Here is a 317-nt window from a genome sequence, read left to right as displayed (position 1 = left end):
GATGTGTATAAGAGACAGGCGCAGCTCCTTGCGCTGCGGCTGTTCGCTGCGGCAGCGCATCAGGGCCGCGGACAGCAGGGGTTCGGCCTGGCCGTACATCTCCAGCCGTACCCGGGCCATGCCGCCGAACAGTCCCGCCTCGATACCCAGCAGCGGGTCGTCCGTCAGGGGGGCGGTGGTGCGGACGAGCTGTTCCCAGTCCTTGACCAGATAGGCGCGGCAGGCGTGCAGGAAGCGCACCTGCGGGTCCGTGTCCACCGGCGGCAGCCCGGCCAGCGCCCGGTCCAGCTCCGGTACATGGCGGCCGTCCAGCCAGT

At 70.3% G+C, this 317-nt stretch carries 1 pseudogene; it reads right to left on the bottom strand.

Going from position 1 to position 317, the window contains the following annotated elements:
* Nucleotides 1-317 (bottom strand): annotated as a pseudogene (locus IH13_RS0115125) (CbxX/CfqX); the annotation flags it as partial.

The sequence above is a fragment of the Streptomyces sp. NRRL WC-3549 genome (assembly GCF_000721935.1).
Classification (GTDB): domain Bacteria; phylum Actinomycetota; class Actinomycetes; order Streptomycetales; family Streptomycetaceae; genus Streptomyces.
The sequence above is the reverse complement of the archived record's forward strand: the minus strand, read 5'-3'. Positions and strand labels throughout refer to the sequence as shown.